Below are 26,139 nucleotides of genomic sequence, written 5' to 3' on the forward strand. Positions count from 1 at the left end.
TTGGTAATGAATACCGTACAAGAATTAAAAGAAATTGAGGAAGCGATACTAAAAGCAAGCTCCGCCGGTACTCAACCGGCCGCTAAATGTATGCAGAGCCAAGAACAAGCGCCTGTCCATACCGGTCTTCCTGAGCCGATTGCGATCATAGGATTATCCGGCTTTTTCCCGAAAAGCAACTCGGTTGACGAGTTCTGGCGCTTGCTGGATCAGGATGTTTCATTAATCGAGGAGATTCCGTCCAGCCGCTTTGACTGGCGAAAATTTTACGATCCGACCGGTAAAAAGGCGGGGGAAAGCCGGAGTAAATGGGGTGGCTTCATTCCCGACATTGCCGGGTTCGATCCGGCTTTTTTCAATATTCTGCCCGGTGAAGCCGTCACGATGGACCCTCGGCAACGTTTGTTGCTGATGTCGGCGTATCAGACATTTGCCGATGCCGGATACGCGCCGGAATCCCTGAAACAAAGCAAAACCGGCGTATTCGTTGCAATACAGGATAACGAGTATCTGCAACTGCTCAAAGATGCAGGAGTCGATACCGGGGAGTGGTACGCGCAAACCTGCCTGCTGGCAAACCGGATTTCCTATTTCTTCGATTTTCGCGGGGCCAGCGAAGTCGTCGATGCCCAATGCCCCGGAGCCGCCGTCGCAATACACCGCGCCGTCAGTGCCTTACGCAGCGGAGAAATAGATCAGGCGCTGGTAGGCGCTGCCAATCTGTTATTAAGGCCGGAGCCTTTTGCGTTGTTGTCGGATTCCGGGCAGTTAAGTCCCACTGATTCGGTCAATTCATTCGGTTTGCATGCGCAGGGACACTTGCGCGCGGAAGGCGTTGCAAGCCTGTTGCTGAAGCCGCTGTCCAAGGCGCTTGCCGATAAGGATTCGATTTACGCGCTGATCAAGAATACCGCTGTCAACTATAACGGCCAGGGCGGCGCGTCGATTGCCGCGCCCAATACCGACAGCCATGTTGAACTGATTAAAACCTGTTACCGGCAAGTCAATATCGACCCGCGGCAGGTGCGTTATATCGAGGCGCAGGGCATGGGCAACGTCCTGGCCGACCTGGCCGAATGGCAGGCATTTAACCGTGCGCTGAAGGAAATGGCGCGGCAACAGCAGGTTTCGCTTGCGCCCGGCATGTGCAAGATCAGCACGGTCAAGCCGATGATGGGGCATATGGAGTCGGCATCGGCTTTGGGGGCTCTGTTCAAGGTCGTGCGCAGCATGCAGACCGGCGTCATCCACAAGATTGTCAATTTCACCGACTATCATCCTGACATGGACAGGGAAAACCAGCCCTGCACACTGGCGACAGAAACGGCAGCGTGGCCGCGGACAAATGTCGCCCGGCTGGCGGGTGTGCATTGTTACGGCATGGGCGGGATTAACGCGCATTTATTAATAGAGGAATATGATCGTAGCCAACAAAACAAAGATGCTAGCCGGGACGCCCGTGTAGATGGGCAGGTGAACCAAGAAGAGTCACCGGTGCTGATCGTATTATCGGCAAAAAGCGCGCCTTGCTTAACCGCAATGGTCGGACAGCTTTATCAATTTCTAGTTCAAGACGGCCAGCCGGCAAGTCTTAGCGATATCGCCTTTACCCTGCAGGTTGGCCGGGACGCATTGGAGCACCGTATCGCCTGGGTCGTGCAGTCGCAGCACGAACTGGTTAGCGGCTTGAAGAAATATCTCGGCAGCGCCGCTGAAACCAGCGGCGGACATGTTTATCAGGGGCAGGCGAAAGACGCCACGGCCGGCCGCTCCCACCCGCTGACCGGGGACAACCTGCATGCGCTGGCTGCCTATTGGGTGAATGGCGGTTCCGTATCATGGGCGTCTTTGTACAGCGGTAAAAATGCTCGCCGTGTGCGGCTGCCCGTTTATCCGTTCGACAAACAGCAGTACTGGATACGCACAGACAATACCGCAGATACATCGGTTTGTGCTGACGACAGGCAAACAGCAGAACACAGGATCAGGGACTACCTGGTTTCAATGCTCGGCGAAGCGTTGCAACTGCCGCCGGAGAAAGTTAACCCCGAACAACATCTTTACGATTTCGGCATCGATTCAATTATCGGCATGAAATTGTTGCGCGGTCTGGCGCGCACATTTGATCTCGAAGTGCAGGGCAGGGATATGCTGGAATACCCGACCATACATGCCTTGGCTCACTATCTTGGGCGGCAGTTAAACCGGCAGCCGGATCAGCCGGTCGCGGGCAGTCCGGCAGTCCCGGAGCAGTCTCAACAGGCAACCGGGCAAACAGAGAGATTCCCGCTTTCTGAAGGCCAGAAAGGCTTGTGGACCTTGCAAAAGCTGGTCCCGGATATGAGCGCCTACAATATCCCGCTGTGCTTTCAGATCGCGCAGCCGGTTGATGTGGGGGCCTTAAAACAAGCCTGCCGTTTTTTGCTGGAGCAATACCCTATACTAGCCAGCGCGTTCGTCTCACAGGATAGAGAACTGATCCGGGAAACCCGTACAGAACCGGTATTGGCGCCTGTATCGATAATGGAACAGCAGGATGTTTCAGCACTGGACCCCGAGCAGTTGCTGGAACACATCAGGACAATAGCCAGGATTCCGTTTGAACTGGACTCCGGCCCTTTGCTGCGCTTCCATTTGTTCAGCCGCGGCCCGGATGACAATTACCTGTTGCTGACGCTGCATCATATCGTTTTCGACGGCGGCTCGTTCCTGCCTGTGGTCGGCACATTGCTGAACGCGTATCAACAAATTTCGCAAGGGAAGACGCCAACATTGGCCGAAGCTATCGACCATTACCCCGACTTTGTGCAATGGGAGCGGAAAATGCTGTCCGGCGCGGAAGGCCAACAGCATCGCGCTTACTGGATGCAGCAGTTATCGGGCACACTGCCGGGCCTGAACCTGTTTACCGATTATCCCCGCGCCGCAAGCAGCCGTTTCGAGGGACGGACGCATTCAATCCGGCTTGATTCGGCGTTGAGCGGACAGATCAGGACATTTGCCCGGCAACAGCGGATGAACCTGTCCACGCTGTTTTTGGCGCTGTTTAACGTACTGCTGCATCGCTATACCGGCCAGGACGACATCATTATCGGCATGCCGGAAAAAGGGCGCTCGCAGGAGCGTTTCGATAACGCGGTCGGGTATTTCATCAATATGCTGCCGATACGGAGCCGGGATCTGGGGCAAAAACCGTTCGCCGCCCTGATCCGTGACTTACAGCTGACCATGACCGATGCGCTGGATCATGCCGCCTATCCTTTTCCGGTGCTGGTCAGTGACTTGGGTATTGCGCCGACCGAAGACTTTGCGCCGGTTTTTCAGGTTGCGTTCGAATATCAAAACGTGTTCTCCGCAGGCGACTTACAGACCTTTCAGCGGCAGTTCCAGGATGTCCTGTCGATAACGCTGATTGAAAAAATCGCCCAGGAAGGGGAGTACGAACTGGTCCTTGAAGTCAGGGAAGGCAAGGACGACTTTGCGCTGAACCTGAAATATAACCCGACCTTATTCAAGCCGTCGACCATCGCCAGACTGGCGGAGCATCTGGTCAACCTGGCCGGACAAGCCATTGCCCATCCGCAGCCAGTGCCGGCCGAACTCGGCATGCTGGCCGACCAAGAACAAAAATTGTTGATCGATGACTGGAACAACACCGCAGCAGACTACCCGGCGCAGCAGTGCTTTCATCAATTATTCGAGCAACAGGCCCGGCTGACGCCGAATGCGGTCGCGGTTGTTTTCGAACAGCAGCAACTCAGCTACGCCGAGCTGGATCAAAAAAGTACGCAGCTGGCCAAATACCTGCAACAGGCCGGGGTGGAGCCGGATCGGCTGGTGGCCGTTTGCGTTGACCGCTCCGTTGACATGATGGTCGCCCTGCTGGGCGTCGCTAAATCCGGTGCGGCCTGGCTGCCAATGGATCCGCGCTATCCGGCCGACCGGCTGGGCTTTATGTTGCAGGACAGTCAGGCATCGATGGTGCTGACGCAGGCGGATTTCCGACAACAGCTGCACGATATTGCGGTCAAAGCCGGTCGAGCCGACATTCCGGTGCTTGCTCTGGACAGCCAATGGGACGGCATTGAGCGTCAGGCGCAGCATGTTGATTTGCGCCGGCAGGCGGATGCGGATCATCTGGCCTATGTGATTTATACATCGGGCAGCACCGGCGTTCCCAAAGGCGTCATGATCCGGCACCGGTCGCTGACCAATTTCCTGCTGTCAATGGCGAAAGAGCCCGGTTTCCAAGCCGGTGACAGGCTGTTGGCGGTCACCACCTACTGTTTCGATATTGCCGCGCTGGAACTGTTGCTGCCTCTGGTGCGCGGCGGATGCTGCTGTATTTGCGCGTCGGACAAACTGAACGACAGCGCCCGTCTGCAACAGGAGATAAAACGGCTGCAACCCACAGTCATTCAGGCCACGCCGTCCACCTGGACCCTGCTGTTTCACGGCGGCTGGCGTAATGAACAGGGCGTTAAAATATTGTGCGGCGGAGAGCCTTTGCCGCAAGCGTTAAAACAGCAATTTGCCGCCGGCGGCAGCGAGGCCTGGAACATGTACGGGCCTACCGAAACGACCATCTGGTCGACCGTTGCCCGAATTAGCAAAGACGAGCCGATCAATATCGGCAAGCCCATCGCCAATACGCAGGTCTATATTGTCGATCACAACAACCGGGTGGCGCCGATAGGCCTGCCCGGCGAGCTCTGCATCGGCGGCGACGGCTTGGCTAAAGGTTACCTGAACAATCCGGGGCTGACCGCGGAAAAATTCATCGATAACCCGTTCAAACCGGGCAGCAGGCTGTACCGCACCGGCGATTTGGCGCGCCGGCGCGAGGACGGCGTGCTGGAGCATCTGGGGCGTTTGGATCATCAAGTCAAAATTCGCGGTTATCGCATAGAGCTCGGCGAAATAGAAAGCTGGCTTAACCGGCACCCGGAAATCCGGCAGAGCGTGGTTGTCGCCCGTGAACAGCAGGGCGGCAAGCAACTGGTCGCTTATTATGTAAAGCATTCGGATCAGGAGCTGTCGCAGGCGCAATTGCAGAATTATCTGGCCGAACAATTGCCGGACTACATGGTTCCGGCAATCTTTGTTGCGGTTCCGGAAATTCCGTTAATGGCTAACGGCAAAACGGATCGCAACGCGCTGGCGGCGCGGGAACCGGTTATCGAGCGCAAGGACAGCTACATTCCTCCGCAGTCGGAAATAGAACGGACGGTGTTGGCTATCTGGCAGGCATTGCTGAATATCGGGACCATCGGCGTTACCGACGGCTTTTTTGAGCTGGGCGGCAATTCGGTGTTGTCGGTGATGTTGGCGCAACGGATCAGCGAGGCGTTTGATGTTAAATTCAGCGCGCCGGATTTGTTTAAGTATCCGACCGTGCAGGACATCAGCTTGTTCATCGGCAAGGCCGGAGGGCGCGAAACCGTTTCTCCTGCCGTGAAACAGGCATCGCCAAATTTGAGCCTGTTTTCAACTGCAAGTAAACCGCGCATTGCTACAGATGTCAGAACCTACCCGGATTACTATCAGCACAGTCTGGCGATTATCGGCATGTCCTGTCATTTGCCGGGCGCTAAAAACCCGATGCAATTCTGGCGGAATTTACGCCAAGGCAAGGAAAGTTCGACGCTGCTTTCCGTCGATGAACTGCGTAACGCGGGCATTGCCGAAGAATTGATCAACAACCCGAACTTTGTCCCGCTGCAATACAGCATGGAAGGAAAGGACCTGTTCGATCCGGGTTTTTTCAATATTTCCCCTAAGAACGCCGCCTTCATGGACCCGCAATTTAGGATGCTGTTGCAGCATTCCTGGCAGGCGATCGAGGATGCCGGGTATGTTGCCGGGGAAATTCCCGAGACAGCGGTGTTCATGTCGGCCAGCAACAGTTTTTATAAAACGCTGCTGCATAATTCCGGGGCCGTAGACGCCGCGGACGAGTATGCCGCATGGATTGCCGGGCAGGGCGGAACCATTCCAACCATGATTTCCTATCAACTGGGGCTGAAAGGGCCGAGTTTTTCGGTGCATTCGAACTGTTCGTCGTCGCTGGTCGGCTTGTATCTTGCCAACCAGAGCTTGCAGTTGAATGAGGCTAAATATGCCTTGATCGGCGGCGCAACCTTGTTTCCGATACCGGGCGCGGGCCATGTTTACCAGCCCGGCATGAACTTTTCCAGCGACGGCCACTGCAAGGCCTTCGATGCGTCCGCCGACGGGCTGGTCGGCGGCGAAGGTGTGGCGGTGGTGATGGTCAAAAAAGCCATCGATGCGATCGAGGACGGCGACCATATCTATGCGCTGGTACGCGGCATTGCGGTCAATAATGACGGTTCGGATAAGGCGGGTTTTTATGTGCCGAGCGTCAAGGGGCAGGCCGATGTGATTCAAAAGGTGCTGAACGCCACCGGCGTTAATCCCGAAACTATCGGCTATGTCGAAGCGCACGGAACCGGCACCAAACTGGGCGACCCGGTCGAAGTGATGGCCTTGAACGAGGTTTATCAACGCTACACGGCAAAAAAACAGTTCTGCGGCATCGGTTCGGTTAAACCTAATATCGGCCATCTGGATACCGCAGCCGGACTGGCCGGCGTCATCAAGGTTGCGCTCAGTTTGCAGCAGGGTGAAATTCCGCCGTCGATCAACTACAAAACCCCAAACCCGGAGATCGACTTTACATCTTCCGCTTTTCGCGTAGTCGACAAGCTGACCAAATGGCCAAACGGTAGCGAGCCGCGCCGCGCGGCGCTAAGTTCGTTCGGCATCGGCGGAACCAATGCGCATGCGATACTCGAGGAATATCGGTCGCTATCGACAAGACGCGACATCGCTACGCCGCAGGAACCTGCTCAAGGTGATCAGGTCATAGTGCTGTCGGCCAAAACCGAAGCGCAGCTAAAGACCTATGCCGCCAAGTTGTTGCAGACTATTGAGACAGAGCTTGATACTCTGCAAGTCAGGCTACAAGATCTGGCTTTTACCCTGCAATTAGGACGGGAGGCCATGTCCTGGCGGGTTGCGTTCCGGGTTGCCGGGATCAGCGAACTGGCCGGTAAACTGAAGCGGTTTACTGCGGGCGCTGCCGCGATCGAAGACTGCTTTCAGGGACAAGCCAAATCAGCCGGTGACGCGACAGCGCTTCCGGTCGATCATGAGGACGGTAATGATCTGGTTTCCCTATGGCTGGCGCGCGGCCGTCTGGATAAAGTCGCCAGAGCCTGGGCAAGCGGTCTGGATTTTGACTGGTCGTTGTTGCATCGGGACAGTGCGTGCCGCCGTATCAGTCTGCCGACCTATCCGTTTGCGGAGGAACGCTACTGGGTCGAAGCAACGCCGGGCGATAGCCGGAATTCCAAATCGACTCCCTTTGTACAGGCCGATGCAGCCAATGCGGAGCTGATTGCACACCCGCTATGGAAACAGAAAACAGCCGACACCACGATAAAACCGCCGGTTTACGGTCGGCATCTGGTCATGCATTACGGCTTGGATGCGACGGTTCGAACCGTCCTTCAAACGCGGATGCAAGGCTCTGATTGTATTGAGTTGCAGCCGACCGGCACTACACCGGCGCAGCGGTATCAATCGGTCTGTATGCAGGTTTTCGACGTCATTAAACGGCTTGCCGCGGACAATGCCCAGAACACGCTGATTCAGGTTGTGCTGGCCGGGGACGGAGAACAGCAGCTCTATGCCGGCCTGTCCGGGCTGCTGAAAACCGCCAGGCTGGAAAATCCGAAAATGATTGCCCAGCTTATTGTTACCGGCTCCGACAATAGCGCAGAGTCTCTGGCGGTGAAACTGACGGAGAACAGTTTTTGCCCGGATGACAGTTATATCCGTTACCAGCCGCAGCGCACGATCATTGATTGGGAAACCCTGGCAAGCGATGAAACAGGGCTTGATCTGCCGTGGAAAGAGCGCGGCGTTTACCTGCTTACCGGCGGTGCCGGGGGCTTAGGTCTAGTATTTGCCGAGGAAATCGCAAGGCAAGTACAACAGGCGACGCTGGTTCTGGTTAACCGGTCGGAATTGACGGCGCGGCAACTGCAACGGCTTGAGACGCTCAGAACAAAAGGCATTACCGTTGTCTGCGAACAGGCCGATGTCAGCTGTGAGCAGGATGTTGACGCATTGATTGCGGATATTATCCGGCAGTTTGGAACGATTGACGGCATCCTGCATGGCGCAGGCGTTATTCAGGACAACTTTATCCTGAATAAGTCGGCAGCGGAGTTTGAAGCGGTGCTTGCCGCCAAAGTTGCCGGTACCGTGAATCTGGACAGTGCCGCGCGCGATCTCGAACTGGACTTTTTTGTCTTGTTTTCGTCGGCAGCGGCGGTACTGGGCAGCGCAGGACAGGCCGATTATTGCGCGGCCAACGCCTTTATGGACGCCTTTGCCCATTATCGCAATGAGCAGGTGGCCGCGAAACAGCGCCGGGGTCATACCCTGGCGATCGATTGGCCGCTCTGGCAACATGGCGGCATGCGCATCGATACTGCCGCAGAGCAGTCGATGCGGCAGGCGACCGGGCTTGTTCCGATGCGGAGCGAAGCCGGCATTCAGGCTCTATACCGGAGCTTGGCCTCAGGTCGGGCGCAGACGCTGGTACTGGAGGGTGATGCAGCCTCAATCCAACGCTTGCTGGCTGCCGGGCAATCGCGAATTGAGGTTGCGCCGAAGACAGCGGATTTAAGCGTAACAGTCGACAGCGGCACGCTCCGGCAAAACACCGTGCAACAATTGAAACACCTGCTGTCGGAAACCGTCAGGATGCCTTCGGAACGCATTCAAGCACACGAACCGATGGAAAAATACGGCATCGATTCGATTGCGATCACCCAGCTGAATCAAAAACTGGAAAAGGTTTTCGGTAATATTTCCAAGACTTTGTTTTATCAATACCAGACAGTGGATGCGTTGGCGGGCTATCTGGCTGCCGATTATCCCGACGCCTGTCTGGCCTGGACGGGACAAAGCGTGACAACAGCCGAAAGGTCGGTTGAGCGCAATATTGCTGAGTTACGCGAAAAGCCCTCTCCAGAGGGAGAGGGTTGGGTGAGGGGAAATCAGAATAAGAAACAAAACCTATTTAAATCCCCTCATCCCAACCTTCTCCCTGAGGGAGAAGGGGTAAATTGGGACGCTTCAATGCAGTCGTCCACAGTACAAGAGCCAATCGCCATTATCGGCATTAGCGGCCGTTATCCGCAGGCCGACACGCTGGAAGCTTTTTGGGAAAACCTGAAAACGGGCAAGGATTGCATCAGCGAGATTCCGCCGGATCGTTGGCCGATGCAGAATTTTTTCGACGCCGATCCGAAACATGCGGTGGCTTCAGGCAAGAGCTACAGCAAGTGGGGCGGCTTTCTCGACAGTTTTGCCGATTTCGATCCGCTGTTTTTCAATATTTCCCCGCGCGAAGCGCTGACGATCGACCCGCAGGAGCGCCTGTTTTTGCAATGCGCTTGGCAGGCTTTGGAAGACGCCGGTTATACGCGGGAAACCTTGCGGCAGAATGTCGGCGTTTTTACCGGTATCACCAAAACCGGCTTCGATTTGTACGGCCCTGAGCTATGGCGGCAAGGCCGTATCGTATTCCCGCATACGTCATTCAGCTCGGTCGCCAATCGCATTTCCTATTGCCTGAACCTGCACGGCCCCAGCATGCCGATTGACACCATGTGCTCATCGGCATTAACGGCGATCCATGAAGCCTGCCAGCATATCCGCCACGGCGATTGCGACATGGCGATTGCCGGCGGGGTGAATTTATACCTGCATCCGTCGACTTATGTCGGCCTGTGCTCGGTGTATATGCTGTCCAGAGACGGACAATGCAAAAGTTTCGGCAAAGGCGGCAACGGATTCGTACCGGGCGAGGGCGTCGGTGCGGTGCTGCTGAAACGGCTGTCTCAGGCGATAAAGGACGGCGACCCCATTCATGCGATCATCCGCGGCAGCAGCGTCAATCACGGCGGCAAAACTAACGGCTACACCGTACCCAACCCCAATGCGCAGGCCGAGCTGATCAGAGACACGCTGCAAAAAGCGGGCGTTGACGCGCGAACAATCAGCTATATGGAAGCGCACGGCACCGGCACGGAGCTGGGCGACCCGATCGAGATGACCGGATTGACCGAGGCGTTCCGTCATTACACAAACGAGACCGGGTTCTGCGCGCTGGGTTCGGTCAAGTCCAATATGGGCCATCTGGAAGCAGCTGCGGGCATGGCCGGGTTAAGCAAAATCATACTGCAAATGCGGCATGGCCAAATTGCGCCCAGCCTGCATGCGCGGCAGTTAAACCCGAATATCGATTTTGCGTCCACGCCTTTTACCGTTCAGCAGCAGCTTGCCGACTGGCGGCGGCCAACGCTGACGATTGACAACGAAACCCGCGAATTCCCAAGAAGAGCCGGTCTTTCTTCATTCGGAGCGGGCGGCTCAAACGCCCATCTGGTGATCGAGGAATACATACAGCCGGATGTCCGGCCGATGCCGGCGATCATCAGGCCGGAGTCTCGGGCGGTCATTGTGTTGTCGGCAAAAACCGACGAACGGCTGAATCAGGTTGTTACCAATTTACTCGGCTTCCTGAACGAAAACGAAGCGGATCTGCATAATATCGCTTACACCTTGCAGGTCGGGCGCGAAGCCCTGGATGAGCGGTTGGGCTTGGTGGTGTCTTCGATAGCGGAGCTTAAGCATAAACTGGCCGAATTTCTCGACGCCAAAGACGACATAGCGGATGTCTGCCGCGGCAAGATTCAGCGCAACAAAGACGCATTCGTCGCGCTGGCCGATGACGAAGAGTTCCAGGATACGGTCGATAAATGGATCGCTCGGGGCAAATACGCCAAGCTGCTCGATTTCTGGGTCAAAGGACTGGCTGTCGATTGGGCTAAACTTTATCAGGATAAAAAACCGCAGCGCATTCACTTGCCGGTCTATCCGTTCGCCAAGCAGCGTTATTGGCTGGACGTTAACGCCGACAACCTACAGGCACCGGCGACAAGCGCGGATGATTCCGGCGAGGTTGCCGCGCAACAGGCCGAATTGATCATGATGCGCCCGGTGTGGGATGCGCTGACGCCGCAAGACTGCGCAGTATTCCCGTCCGCCACATCAAGGCTGGCGATTGTCGGCGGCACCGACCGGCAAAAACAGGCGGTCCGCGAGCAGTACAACAGTGCAATCGATCTGGCCATAGCGCCGGGGCAAGACATACAGGCGACAACTGAGCAGTTGCAGCAGTTGGAACGACTGGATCATATCGTCTGGATTGCGCCGCATTGCGAATTGCAGGCGGTTACCGACGAGCAAATCATCAACGCGCAGCAAGACGGGGTTATGCAATTGTTCCGGCTGGTCAAAGCCTTGCTGGCTTCGGGTTATGCCGATGCCGACTTGGGGCTGACAGTGATTACCACGCAGGCGTTGGCGGTTTGCGACCGGGACAGAGTTAACCCGGTTCACGCCGCCGTTCACGGGCTGGCCGGCAGCATGGCTAAGGAATATCCGACATGGAAGCTAAGAGCGCTGGATGTGGCCGCCGAAGCCGATTGGCCGGTAGCGAGAATGTGGCGATTGCCGCCGCATCCGCAGGGGGAAAGTTATGCCCGGCGCGGCCAGGACTGGCTGCAACAAAAGCTGGCGCCGCTGCGCGATGCTGCGGCTAGTGCGGACGTCTACCGCCAGCAAGGGGTTTATGTCGTGATCGGCGGAGCCGGAGGGCTCGGCGAAACCTGGAGCAGGGCGATGATCCGGGATTATCAGGCCAGCATTATCTGGCTGGGCAGGTCCGAAAAGGATGCCGCGATTCAGGCCAAACTGGACGCCTTGGCCGAATACGGCGCTACGCCGGAATATATCCAGGCCGACGCCCGCGACCCTGAAGCGATGCGAGAGGCTTACCGGCAGATCAAGCAGCGCCACGGCAACATTCACGGCCTGATTGTATCGACGCTGGGCGAATACGATCAGAGCCTGGCGCAAATGCCGGAGGACTTGTTCCGCGATATTTTGTCGGTCAAGCTCGATGTCAATGTGCGGGCCGTGCAGTTGTTCCAGGACGAACCGCTGGATTTTGTCGTGTTTTTTTCATCGATGGTTGCATTCGGCAGAAGCGGAGGCATGAGTGCTTACGCATCGGCCTGCGTGTTTAATGACGCATTCGCCCGGCAGCTGGCCCATGAATGGGCTTGCGCGGTCAAGGTCATCAATTGGGGCTACTGGGATGTCGGCGGCGGTACGCGCGTTTCCGGCGCGCTGAAAAACCTGGTCGAACAGCGCGGCGTGCAACCGATCGACGCCGCGCAAGGCTTGGCGGCGTTGAAAATCCTGCTGGGCGGGCCGATGCGGCAGCTGGCCGTGACCCGGACCGGCAAGCCGGAGTTGATAGAAACTTTCGCTAGCGATGAATGGACGGCGTGTGCGAGCGACAAATTCCCCTCCTGCATGGACAGTATTGAAACTTATCGTCCGGTACAGGCCGCGCCGGAGGAAAACCCGAGCACCGGACAGCTTAACGACTGGATCGTAAAACTGCTGTTTGTGCAATTGCAGGCGATGGGGCTTTTCCAGCCGGGCCGCCGGGACGATCCCGAGGCAATGCGCAAGCGGGCGGGTATCCTCGATAAATACGACCGCTGGTGGCAGGAGAGCCTGAACATCCTGCAACAACAGGGCTATCTGCGTATCGAAGGCGGCTGCTTTGTGCCGGACGAAAACGCCGGATGCGAGTCGCAACAACAAGTGTGGCGGGACTGGAAAACCCAAAAGCAACATTACCTGAACCAGCCGGAAACCCGTACCCTGGCGGTGCTGGTCGACGACTGTCTAAGCCAGTTGCCGGAGGTGTTGCGCGGCACAACGCTGGTAACCGATGTGCTGTTCCCCAACGGCTCCATGGACAAGATCGAGGGCCTGTACAAAAACAACCGAGTCTGCGATTACTTCAATGACGTTGTCGCCGGAGTGGCCGAGACCTATATCAGGCAACGCATCAACGACGACCCGGCAGCCAGGATACGGATTATCGAGATCGGCGCCGGAACCGGCGGCACCACATCGACGGTGTTGCCGCACCTGAATCCGTTGCGGCAGTACATAGACGAATATTGCTATACCGATATGTCCAGGTCGTTTTTTAACCATGCCAAACTGCGTTACGGCACGGAATATCCGTACCTAAGCTACAAATTGTGCAATATCGAGCAGCCGCTGGCCCAGCAGGACATCGCCGTCGGCAGTTACGATATAGCCATCGCGACCAACGTGCTGCATGCGACCCGAAGCATGCGCAATACCTTGCGCAACGCCAAAGCGGCATTGCGCGGCAACGGCATTCTGGTCTTGAACGAGATCAGCGACAAGACCGTATTCGCGTCGGTATTGTTCGGCTTGATCGACGGCTGGTCGTTGGCTGAGGACGGGCATTTGCGCATCCCCGGAAGCCCCGGACTGTTTCCTGAAAGCTGGCGGACATTGCTGCATCAGGAAGGGTTCAGGTCGGTATTGTTTCCGGCCGAAGCCGATCATGCGCTGGGACAGCAGATTATCGTCGCGGACAGCGACGGCATGATCAGGCAGCAAGTTGCAGATCAAGGCCGGATTCAAAAACAACCCGCTCAGGCTGAAGCGGTTGCCGAGCCGGTAGCGGCAGAAGTGCAATCCGTTGATGTCGTCCAGCCTGAAACAGAAAACAAGCCGGATGCGGCCGAAACGGTGCAAAGCCTGATTCTGGATAGCCTGGCGTCAGCATTGAGCATAAGTCGGGACATGATCGAGCCGGATGTGCCGTTCTCTGACTACGGTATCGATTCGATACTAGGGGTCGGCTTTATCCAGCAGCTCAATAATGCGCTGTCCCTGTCGATGAACACCACGATCCTGTTCGATTATGCGACGGTCGAACGCCTGACCGGACACATCATCGCGGACAACCGGCACAGTATCCGCGTTGAAACCAGTCCGGCAGACGCCGCAGAAATGCGCAAACCGGCGGCAGTACCGGCGCAAGCCTCGACGCCTTTGCATTGCGTGCTCACACGGACGGTTGAACCGGAGCCTGCGCCGCAGCCGCCAGCCCGGCAGGGGCGAGACTCGCTACAGATGGACGGTATCGCCGTGATCGGCATGTCGGGACAGTTTCCCGGCGCGAAAAATGTCGATGAGTTTTGGCGGAACATGATTTCAGGCGTCGATCCGGTGACTGAACTGCCGGAGCATTATCTGGGCGAGCAGCGTTACAGTCCCGAAAAACAGCCCGGTAAAAGCTATTGTAAATGGGGCGGGGTTCTGGAAGGACGGGACTGCTTCGATCCGATGTTCTTCAATATTTCGCCACGGGAAGCGGAGTCGATGAACCCGCACCAGCGCCTGATCTTGCAGGAAAGCTGGAAAGCGCTGGAAGACGCCGGTTATAACCCGAAATCGCTGGCGGACAGCCGAACCGGGATTTTTGTCGGCTCCGAGCCGACCGGCTATGTGCATGAAACCTTTACCGGCGCGTCCGAAGCCATCGTCGCATCGAGGCTGTCTTATTTCCTGAATTTGAAGGGCCCGGCCTTTGTCGTCAATACCGGTTGTTCGTCGTCCGGCGTGGCGCTGCATCTGGCCTGCGAAAGCCTGCGCAACCACGAGTCCGATCTTGCGCTGTCCGGCGGCGTTTTTGCGGTGATGGGACAGACTATCCTGGTTGGCTTGGCGCAGACCGACATGCTGACCCACAAAGGACGCTGCTTTGCGTTTGACGCCGACGCCGACGGCATGGTGATGTCGGAAGGCGTCGGCATGGTGGCTTTGAAACGCCTGGATCAGGCGCTCGCCGACGGCGACGCCATCTACGGCGTCATACGGGGCTCAGGCATTAATCAGGACGGCGCCAGCAACGGCATTACCGCGCCAAACGGCATCGCTCAGCAGCAATTGATTGCCGACGTCTACCGGCGCTACAACATAGACCCGGAACGGATCAGCTATATCGAAACGCACGGCACCGGTACCCAGCTGGGCGATCCGATCGAAGCCAATGCGCTGGCGCGGGCTTTCAGGGAGTTTACCGATAAGACGCATTATTGCGCGATAGGCAGCGCCAAGTCGCATATCGGGCACACCTCGTCAAACTCCGGCGTGACCGGGCTGATTAGCCTGTTGCTGTCGTTAAAACATCATAAGCAGCCGGGGCTGAGGCATTTTAAACGGCTTAATCCGCTGATCGACTTTGAACGGTCGGCGTTTTATCCGAGTACGCAACAGTCGGAATGGCGCTCGACCAACGGCAAGCCGTTGATGGCGGCGATGAATTCTTTCGGTCACGGCGGCACCAATGTTCATCTGGTTGTCGAAGAATTTGTCGGCGGCAACGCAGAACCGGGCCATAGCGACAGTGCATGGCCTGAATTGATTGTATTGTCGGCGAAAGACGAAGCCCGGCTGACTGAGATGGCGGCCAATCTGAACAACTTTGTCAAACAGTCAATCGAGGGCCGGTTCAGCGGCGAGGCTGTGTCGCTGGCTGACATCGCCTATACCTTGCAGAGCGGGCGCGAAGCAATGGAACAGCGCGTTGCATTCGTGGTTCGCAGCCTTACCGAATTAACCGGCGCGCTGGCTGCATTTTTGAACAATGATGCTGACGGCGGAAAGCTGTGGACCGGCTATGTCGAACCGAAGCGTAACAAGAAAGACCGCAGTCAACATGAAACTGAAACTTCCCAGTGGCTTGCCGATGGCGCGCTGGACAATCTGGCGGCGTCCTGGGTTCAGGGTGCTGAAATAGACTGGCTGAAGTTGCGCCGGGACAGCAAGGCCCGCCGGATTCATTTGCCGAGCTATCCGTTTGCACGCGAGCGTTACTGGAAGCCGAACGAAGTTTCCGGCACCATTTCCGGGCCGGAACGCGTGGTTCATACCAATGCGCAGTTGCATCCGCTGGTGCAGCGCAATACCTCCACGCTTTATCAGCAACGCTTTCAGGCAACTTTTACCGGTGCCGAGTTTTTCCTGTCCGACCATATCGTTCAGGGACAAAAACTGCTGCCCGGCGTCGCCTATCTGGAAATGGCCAGGGCGGCGGTCAGCTATGCGTTGGGCCACGAGCAGCAGTTTCATGCGCTAAGACTTAACAATATCATCTGGACCAAGCCGCTCGCGGTAACGGACGGGGCGGTAGAGGTTGAAATCAGCCTGAACGCGGAAGCAAACGGTTCGATCGGTTATCGGATAAGCTCAGGACAGGCGCAGCTGCATAATCAGGGCGTGGCGCTTGCCGAAGCGCCAAAGAAACCGGAACCTCTGGACTTGTCCGCCTTGCGGGACGGCATCGACCAAACCGGCGTGACGGCTGATTTATGCTACGCGGCGCTGGAGTCGGCAGGCGTCTGTTACGGCCCGGCGCAAAAAGGCTTGCAGAGCGTTTATACCGGGCGTAACCAGGTGCTGGCTAAACTGGTTGTGCCGGATGTTGTCGCCGATACCGCAGAATTGTACGCGCTGCATCCGGCGATCATGGATTCCGCGCTGCAAGCGACAATCGCGCTGGCGTTGGCCGGGCGGACGGGCGAGTCCGGCCAGCGGCCGGTGTTGCTGCCGTTTGCGCTGGAGTCGCTGGAAGTCTTCGCTCAATGCCGGCCGGTCATGTGGACCTGGATACGCGCTTCTGCAATGCCTGCGGTAGGCGATGAGTTGCACAAGCTCGATATTGATTTATGCACCGAACAGGGCGAAGTATGCGTGCGTATGCTGGGTTTTACCTCCAGGGTATTGTCCGGGGATCGAATCCCTCCTGTTGACGGCGAAGATACCGGTCGTGCCGCACCCCATCCGCTGCTGCATTCGCAGGATGCCGATGGACAGCGGTTTGTCACGCGTTTTTCCGGCAACGAGTTTTTCCTGAGGGATCACAGCGGCATGTTGCCGGGAGCGGTGTATCTGGAAATGGCGAGGGCGGCAGCGCATTGCGGTGACGGCAGCATTTACGGGCTAAGCCATATCGTCTGGCCCAAACCGATGCTGGTCAATGAGCAGGGCAGCGGCCTGATAACGCGGCTGACGCCTGACGGTTTCTCGATTACTACACGGCAGGGTGACGGCGACAGCATCCATTGTCAGGGGAAAATAATAACTGACTCGGCCGCACCGGAAACCAGCGCTGAATTTGACATTGAAGCCATTCAATCCCGTTGCGCGTCATTGCTGAGCAAAGAGCAATGCGACCGATTGCTTGATTCCACGCATGGTCCCGCTTTACTGAGCATCGACCACCTGCGCTATAACGACCGGGAAGCGTTGGCTCGGCTTGAACTGCCGGACGAACTGAAACCCGGCCAAGCAGATTATGTTCTGCATCCGAGCCTGTTGAACGGGGCGATATTAACCGGCGTGGTGTGGACGCTGACCGGACGGCCCGGAGCGGCGTTGCCGATGCCGTTCAGTATGGATCAATTGCGCATTTACCGGCCGCTTCCGCAGCAGATTTATGCGTATGTGCGCAGACACAGCGAGGCAGGACAATCCGGCAACATTGAGACTGTCGACATTGACCTGCTCGATAGCCAAGGCTTGCGCTTGGCGTCGCTGCAAGGCTTTACCACCGTGTTTGCGCAGCAGGATGACGAACTGGTGTTTGCAACGCCGGAATGGCGGGATCAACCGTTGTCCGAGCCGGTTCAGCCGGTTCGGACGGCAGCGCCGGTTTTTATCCTGACTGAACACCAGGATGCGCTGCATAAAGCATTGCAGGCAAAATGGCCGACGGCCCAGATTGAAATCATGCCTGCCTTGGGCGAAGATCTTGCGACAGGCTTTGAACGCTGTTTCCTGCAACTGTTTAGACGCTGCCGGCAAATCATCAACGAAAAATCCGGCGGTATCCAGCCGTTGTTATTGCTGATTCCGCACAGTGAGCAGGCGGCGCTGTACGGCGGCTTGAGCGGGCTGCTGAAAACAGTCCGGCTTGAACATCCCCGGATTGCGGCAAAAACCGTTGGTTATCAATTGGCCGATGATGAGGCTATCATGCGGTTTGTCAGCCGGCTGTCTGCGGAAATCGACTCAATCCGCGGCGATGTCGAAATCCGTTACGGCAGCGACGGGCAAAGACAGGTCAGGACATTGACCGAAGTCAACCTGCCGGACAGCGGCGCGCAGAGCCCGGTGTTCAAGCCCGGCGATGTGATCTGGATTACCGGCGGCCTGGGCGGCGTCGGGCGTTTGCTGGCCCGTTATCTGGGCGTGGACAGGAAAGCCCGGCTGGTGCTTAGCGGACGTTCGGAACTTGATACAGGCAGCGAACAGTTCATCAACGCCTTGAAACAGCAAGGTGCGGAGCTGATTTACCTGCAGGCCGATATAGCACAAACCGAATCCGTCACGGACGCGTTGAAGCGCATAGAACAGCATTACGGCCGGCTGAACGGAATCATTCACAGCGCCGGGGTTATCGAGGACGACTACATCGTCAACAAAACCGATGACCAGATCGGGCGCGTGCTGCGTCCGAAGATTGCAGGCATTTTGGCATTGGATGCTGCAACACGGCATCTGCCGCTCGACTACATGGTGCTGTTTTCATCCATTGCCGGGGCTCTGGGCAATCCGGGGCAGGCCGATTATGCCGGGGCCAACGCCTTTTTGGACGGCTTTGCACAGTACCGCAACGACCAAGTGCGGCAAGGCAAATGCGCCGGAAAAACGCTGTCGCTGAACTGGCCGCTATGGCAGGACGGCGGCATGCAGATGGGGCGGCAAAACGAAGTGCTGATGCGGCAGGCCACCGGCATGGCGGCAATGGATACCGGATCAGGCGTGCGCGCGCTGGAGCAAAGTTTGTCCGGCGGCTATGCGCAGGTGCTGGTCGCCTATGGCGATAAGGTCGGCATCCGTAACAAGCTGCTTGCGTTCAAATATGATGCTGTCGAAACCGGGCTTGCCGCAGATAGCGGTAATGAAGGCCTGCAACAGAAACTGATGCAATCGGTGTCTGCCGAATTGATCAAAATAGTCGCCGAAGTTCAGCGTATCCGGCCCGAAAAAATCGCCTTGTCGCGCGATTTGTCCGCCTATGGTTTTGATTCGATCAGCTTTACCGAATTCGCCAACACGTTGAACAAGGTTTACGCGCTGTCATTGATGCCGACGCTGTTTTTTGAAATCCCGGATCTGGCTGCGCTGGCCGGTTATCTGATAAGCCATCATCAGCCCGCGTTGTTGAAAAAATACGCGTTGGACAAGCCGCAGGCGGTTGCGGAAACTTTCAGGCACGATTCCGTTGAATGCAGTCAGCCTGTCGTAGACAAGGGCGATAATGGCGACAGGCAACAGCAACTGACGCAATCGGTGTCCGCCGAACTAATTCGGCTGGTCGCCGAAGTTCAGCGTATCCGGCCCGAAAAAATCGCCCTATCGCGCGATTTGTCGGCCTATGGTTTTGATTCGATCAGCTTTACCGAATTCGCGAACGCGCTGAACAAGGCTTATGCGCTGTCATTGATGCCGACGCTGTTTTTCGAAATCCCGGATCTGGCCGCGCTGGCCGGTTATTTGATACGCCATCATCAGCAGGCGTTGTTGAAAAAATACGGTTTGGACAGGCAGCAGCCGGTTGTAGAGGTCGCGGAGCCGAAAGTCGCACAGCCGGGACGTTTCCGGTTGCAGGAAGCGGCACCGGCTGCAAGCAGCGCGCCTGTTGTCGATACCGACGCGATTGCGGTGATCGGGATTGGCGGAAAATTCCCCGGCGCTACCGATCTGGATGATTTCTGGCGGCAGTTGCAGGCTAACCGGGATTTGATTACCGAGGTGCCGAAACAGCGCTGGGACTGGCGTGAAATATACGGCGACCCGCACCAGCAGCCCGGCAAAACCAAAGTCAAATGGGGCGGTTTCATTGCCGATGCCGACTGCTTCGACGCCCGCTTTTTCGGCATCTCGCCGGTCGAAGCCGAGGCGCTGGATCCGCAATTCAGGCTGTTCCTGGAAACCGTATGGGCGACGCTGGAGGACGCAGGTTATCCGGCCGGCGCATTGGCCGGCAGCAAAACCGGGGTTTTCGCCGGCGTCGCGACAGCCGATTACAAGGATTTATGGTGCGAAGCCAGACTCAAAGGAACGATCCGGTCGCTGACCGAGCCGTTTCCGTTCATGATCGCCAATCGCGTGTCCTACTGGTTCAATTTTCACGGTCCCAGCGAAGTGATAGACACGGCCTGTTCCAGTTCGCTGATAGCGGTCAACAGGGCGATCGAGAGCATCAGACAGGGCAACTGCGACATCGCGCTGGCCGGCGGCGTCAACGTTCTGGGCAGTCCGAGGCTTACCATTGCGTCCAGTCAGGCGGGCATGTTGAGCGAGGACGGGCGCTGCATGACTTTCGATCAGAAGGCCAACGGCTACGTGCGCAGCGAAGGCGTTGCGGTGCTGCTGTTGAAACCGCTGCATAAGGCCATTGCCGATAACGACAGGATATACGGCCTGATCCGGGGCAGCGGCGAGAACCACGGCGGCCGGTCGGCTTCGCCTACCGCGCCCAATGCGGCCGCGCAAAAACAGCTGCTGGTCGATGTCTACAGCCGCGCCGGGATCGATCCCCGCACTGTCAGCTATATAGAAGCCCATGGCACCGGCACCGTGCTCGGCGATCCGGTCGAGGTCAACGGCCTGAAAGCCGCGTTCGCCGAATTGTATCAGCGCCGGGGACTGACCGTACCGGCGCAAGCCTATTGCGGACTGAACTCGGTCAAAGCCAATGTCGGCCACCTGGAAGCGGCGTCCGGCGCTGCGGGCATCATTAAGGTGCTGTTGATGCTGAAACACCGAATGATACCGGGCAACCCGCATTTGCAGACGCCGAATCCGTATCTGCAACTGGACGGGACGCCTTTTTATCTGGCCCGCGAAACCCGTGACTGGAAACAGCCGAGCGATCAAAACGGGAATCCGTTGCCCAGACGGGCAGGCGTCAGCAGCTTTGGCGTCGGCGGTTCCAATGCCCACGTCATTATCGAAGAGTATCAGGGCAACGCCGGGCAGCGTAGCGAGCCGGTAACCGGCGACTCACCGGTATTGATTGTCCTGTCGGCGAAAAACGAACAGCGTCTGCGCGATTACGCGGACAGGCTGTTGCAATTCGTCCGCAACGAGCAACAATCCGTTAACTTGCGCGATATGGCCTATACGCTGCAAGTAGGCCGCGAAGCCATGCCGCATCGCTTGGCTTTTCAGGCCGCCTCGCTTGATCAGCTGGAGCAAAAGTTGCAGGCCTTTATCGAACAGCCGACACCGGTTGAAGGCATTCACAGGGGGCAGGCCAAACCTTACGATGACGGGATGACGGTGTTTTCGGACGACGAAGATATGGCCGTCACTTTCGATGCCTGGATTGAAAAAGGCAAAGTCGACAAGCTGCTGGCGGCCTGGGTTAACGGGCTTGAGTTTGACTGGCTCAGGCTGTACAGCGGCTGCAAACCGGCGCGCATCGGCCTGCCGACTTACCCATTTGCCCGTGAGCGTTATTGGATACCGGCTGGGGAACCTGTTACGGAAACCGAAAGCAGCCAAGCGCAGCCTCTGGAAGAGGCTGCACAGGCAGATCAGACCGGCGATTTGCTGACTTTTGAAGAGGTCTGGTCCGAATCGCCGCTGACAAACGGATCTGCCGACTCAATTAAAACATTGCTGTGTTTCGTTTCGGGACAACAGAATCAGCAAGCCATTGTCGAGCAGACTCATCAACTCTGTCCCCAAACCCGAGTGCTCTTTGTTGAGCGGGGCATCGGTGCGGCTCTGGTTTCCGAGGGACGCTACCGGATCGACGCCGATAACGCCGAGACCTATGTCCAGGCGTTTAACTTGATTCGCGGCGCTGAGGGCGAGGTGGATGCGGTTCTTTATTTATGGCCGCTGGAAGATCCGCGTTGCGTAAGGAATGCATCCTATGTGTTGCACCTGTTGCAGGCAATGGCCGCGGCAGGGCTCAAACCCCGGAAACTGATTCTGTCAGGCGCGTATGCCGATGCGCTGGAGCGCTGCTACTTGGATGCGTGGATTGCTTTTGAACGCTCTTTAGGGCTGGTGTTGCCGGATACGCAAGTGGCGGTTATTTTCCGGGAGGCTGATTCACAGAGCCGGAACGTTCCGATGCAGGACTGGATGCGGACACTCTGGGCGGAGCTGCAAGCATCGCAGCTGCGTAGCGCATGTTATCGGCAACAAACCCGCTATACGGCTAAGGTGCAGCCGGTTGATTTGCAGCCGTCCGAAGGCAGCCTGCTGAAACAGGGCGGCACTTACCTGATTACCGGCGGCTGCGGCGGTCTGGGCATGATCTTTGCCGAGCATCTGGCCAGGAACTATGCGGCCAATCTGGTTCTGACCGGCCGCTCTGCACCGGATGCGGAAAAACTAAGCAATTTGCAAAGGCTGGAAAGCTACGGTGCGCATGTGCTCTATGTGCAGGCCGATGTGGCCGATTTTGCGGCCATGCAGGCGGGTATCGAACAGGCACAGCAGCGTTTCGGCGATATTAACGGCGTGTTGCATATCGCCGGTATCAGCGGTGCGGCCACGGTGCTGGAAACGAAACCTGCGGATTTCCAGCGGGTGCTGGATGCCAAGATGGTAGGTACAGAGGTGCTGGATAGCGTGCTGGCAACGCAGACGCCGGATTTTGTTTGCTATTTTTCCTCGTCATCGGCGATTCTGGGCGATTTCGGCTCCTGCGACTATGCGCTGGGCAACCGGTTCCAAACAGCGTATGCGCACTACCGGAACAGCCGCTATCCCGGTAAAACCATCGTTATCAACTGGCCGCTGTGGCGGGACGGCGGTTTGCAGGTCGGCGACAGCGAGCAAACCCGGTTCTATCTTAAATACAGCGGGCAACGCAGTCTGGAATCGAATGAAGGCGTCAGGCTTTTCGAGCAGCTGCTGGCGCAGGACAAAACCCAGTTTTTGGTGCTGGCCGGACAAGCGGAACGAATCCGGCGTATCATTGATCTGAATCCTACCGATTCAAACCCTGTCAGATCCGAGCCTGTCTTGGCTGCGGACCTTACTGCGACCGGCGACAGACGCACAGGAATGAAAGGACTCAGCATCGAGCAATGCATCAACCATGATTTAAAAGAACAGATTTGCAATTTGCTCAAGACCAAGCGCAATGAACTCGATGCCGACAGCAACCTGGCGGATTTCGGCTTTGACTCGATCAGTCTGGCCGAATTCGCCAGAGCTTTAAGCCGCCATTATTCGCTTGAAATAACGCCGTCTGTGTTTTTCAGCTACGCCACGCTGCGGAAGCTGACGGCTTATTTTTTCACCGAGCACCGGCAGGCGATGCAGGCGTTTTATCGGGAGCCGGATGCCGATGTACCCCAGGCTCAGCCTTCCGTTATCGAAACCGTCGCAAAGCCGGATATTCAAGTCGTGGCTGCCGCTCCGGCATACCGGCCTGAGACGGACATCAACGAGCCGATTGCGATTATCGGCATCAGCGGACGATTCCCGAAGGCGCGCAATGTCGATGAGTTATGGCAAATTCTGGAGCAGGGCAGGGATGCGGTTGACGAGGTTCCGGGCGACCGTTTCGACTGGCGGAAATATTATGGCGATTCGGCCAGTAATACGGAGAAGACCAACAGCAAGTGGTGCGGCAGCATTCCGGGCATTGCCGAATTCGATCCGCTGTTTTTTGAAATCTCGCCGCTGGAAGCGGAGCGGATGGACCCCCGGCAGCGCCACCTGCTGCAAGAGTCATGGCTGGCGCTGGAAAACGCAGGTTACGGTCCCGAGCAGATAGCGCGTTATAAAATCGGCATGTTTGTCGGCGTCGAGGACGGCAGCGATTACCAGCGGCGGCTGAAGCAAGTAAGCCTGACTTCGACGCATAACGGCATTCTTGCCTCGCGGCTGGCTTATTTCCTGAACTTGAAAGGCCCGATCATGGCGATCAACACCGCGTGTTCCTCGTCGCTGGTTGCGGCGCACCAGGCCTGCCTGAGTTTGCGCCAGAATGAATGCGATACCGCGATTGCCGCGGGCGTCAACCTGATGGTGTCACCGGCGGCCTATGTCGGCATGACGCAGGCCGGCATGTTGTCGCCGGACGGGAAATGCTACGTTTTCGACCAGCGCGCCAACGGCATGGTGCCGGGGGAAGCGGTTGCGGTCGTCGTGCTCAAACGCCTGTCCAGGGCGCTTGCCGACGGCGATCCGATTCATGGCGTGATCCGCGGCAGCGGCATTAATTATGACGGCAAAACCAACGGCATCACTGCGCCCAGCGGCGCGTCACAAACCGAACTGCTGGCCGATGTTTATCGGAAAGCCCGCCTGCAACCGGAGGATATTGACTACGTTGTGACCCACGGCACCGGCACCCAACTGGGCGATCCGGTCGAGATCAACGCGCTGTACGACGCGTTTAAGGGCAGCACGGACAAGCAGGGCTTTTGCGCGCTGACCTCAACCAAAAGCAATTTCGGCCACACCTTTGCCGCATCCGGTCTGGTCAGCCTGATCAGTCTTGTCCAGGCGCTAAAATATGAAACGATTCCGGCCAGCCTGCATTGCGAACAGGAGAACGATTATATCCGCTGGCGGGAAAGCCCGTTCTATGTCAACAAACGGAAAAAAGCCTGGACCAAACAGCCGGGACAGCTGCGTATCGGCGCGGTCAGCGCTTTCGGCATGAGCGGCACCAATGCGCATATGGTGCTGCAAAATCATGTCGCCGAACCGCCGCTGGCGGCAGCATCCTCGCCGTATTACCTGCTGGCGGTTTCGGCAAAAACCGAGTCTGCGTTACAGGAACAAATCCGGCAAATGGTCGCGTATCTGCAAAAGCCTGAATCGGCTCGGCAGGGACTGGACAGCATCAGCTACACCTTGCTGCAGGGGCGGCATCACTTCCAGCATCGCTGCGCGATCGTGGTTTCCGATGTTCAGCATGCGCTTGAAACCTGGAGCCGGGCGGTTAATCGGGAGATCGGCGGCGATTGTTGCCGCGGCGTCGTCAGCCGCGAATTTACCGGCCAGAAAGCGATAAGCCATTACATCACGGACCTTACCGAGCAGGGCTCGGGGTTGTTGGACAAGGCGGATGAATACCGGGACATGCTGCTGGCGCTGGCGGATTTTTATTGCCAGGGTTACGACATCCCGTGGCACAACCTGTATCCGGCGACACCCCGGCGCGTCAGTTTGCCGGGCTATCCTTTTGCCAGAGAGCATTACTGGATTGATGAGGAGCCTGAGCAGGCCCCGGTTGCAGTCGAAGCGCCTGAAGCCAGGCTGCACCCGCTGGTACACCGGAATATTTCCAGCCTGCAAAAACAGCAGTTTGCCTCTACATTTACCGGCGATGAGCGTTATATGGTGCGCTATCGGCAGGCGCAACAGCAGTTCATCCCGGCGTTGTTTTATCTTGAAATGGCCCGGTTTGCGGCCGAACAGGCAACGGGGCAGCCGGTTGCCGGGCTGAAAAACATGGTTTGGGGAACGCCGCTGGTTTATCGGCAGGGCGGCGAACAGACATTGGTCGTCAGCCTGCACAAACAAGATGGCGATATTCTTTATTCGATCGATATGGACGGGCAGCAGGAAGCCTGCAACCACTTCGGCGAAGTCATCATCGACAGTTCCACTAACCGGATGCCGGAAGCAATCGATTTTTCACGGCTGCGGGCCGGAATGCAACGGATGGAGTCGGATACCGTTCCGGCGGATCAGGCTGCCGCAGCTATAGCCGATATTTACTGTAGCGGAACGGAGCTGCTGGCGACGCTGAGCCTGCCTGGAAATGCCAACGATCAGATCAGGGGCATGCTGTTCCAGCCGCTGTTCATCAATGTGGCATGGCGATTGGTCCAGGTTTTCGCCCGGAACAGCTCCGGCTGGAACGGATCGGCATTATTGCCGTTTTCGCTGCAACGGATAGCGGCGTCCGGGGCGCTGCCGGATCAGCTTATACTGCATCTGGTGCGTAAAGGCGGTACTATTGAGCATCAGCAAAAATACGATATGACGTTCTACGATGCGGATGGAAAGGCGTGTCTGCATTTGCAGGAGCTGACGCTCACCACCCAAGACAGGCTGTTTAACATTTCGATTTAA

Annotated in this window: 1 protein-coding gene; it reads left to right on the forward strand. The window is 57.2% G+C overall.

Annotated elements, in window-relative coordinates; translation table 11 throughout:
* The first annotated feature begins 6 nt into the window (after positions 1 to 6).
* Positions 7 to 26,139, forward strand: a complete 26,133-nt coding sequence (locus B0F88_RS16685; protein WP_104425077.1) for a non-ribosomal peptide synthetase — start codon at positions 7 to 9, stop codon at positions 26,137 to 26,139.

This window comes from Methylobacter tundripaludum (assembly GCF_002934365.1).
GTDB classification, from domain to species: Bacteria; Pseudomonadota; Gammaproteobacteria; order Methylococcales; family Methylomonadaceae; genus Methylobacter_A; species Methylobacter_A tundripaludum_A.

What these genes read in the sequence shown, in the direction of transcription:
- B0F88_RS16685 (WP_104425077.1), top strand. Translation starts at nt 7, where the DNA reads ATGAATACCGTACAAGAATTAAAAGAAATTGAGGAAGCGATACTAAAA.